Source organism: Priestia sp. SIMBA_032 (assembly GCF_046535215.1).
GTDB lineage: Bacteria > Bacillota > Bacilli > Bacillales > Bacillaceae_H > Priestia > Priestia aryabhattai.
Map to the genome: position 1 here is coordinate 1 of NZ_JAWRXD010000262.1, position 348 is coordinate 348.

Below are 348 nucleotides of genomic sequence, written 5' to 3' on the forward strand. Positions count from 1 at the left end.
GTACCTGGGTAGATGTCGTAGATGAACACATGCAGAGCGTGGGTATTGGAGTGCCTGGTGAATTGATCATTCACGGACACGGCGTGGCGCAAGGCTATGTCAGCGACCCCGTGCGCAGTGCGGCCTCATTTTTACCCGCACCGGATGGTTTGCGCTGCTACCGCACGGGAGACCGTGTCCGCTGGTTACCCGATGGCCGCCTGGACTTTATTGGCAGGCAGGATGACCAGATAAAAGTACGTGGTTTCAGGATCGAGCTAGGCCCCGTCCAGACGGCGCTACAGTCCATTGAGACCGTTCATGAGTCCGCTGTGGTCGTTGTTCCGAAAGGACAACAGCGCAGCATCG

General features: G+C 57.8%; 1 protein-coding gene. It reads left to right on the plus strand.

Annotated features, from left to right (window positions below; translation table 11 throughout):
* Nucleotides 1–62 precede the first annotated feature (62 nt).
* A partial coding sequence (locus tag SB717_RS34275; protein ID WP_410907296.1) for an acyl-CoA synthetase family protein occupies nt 63–348 on the plus strand: 286 nt, incomplete at its 3' end.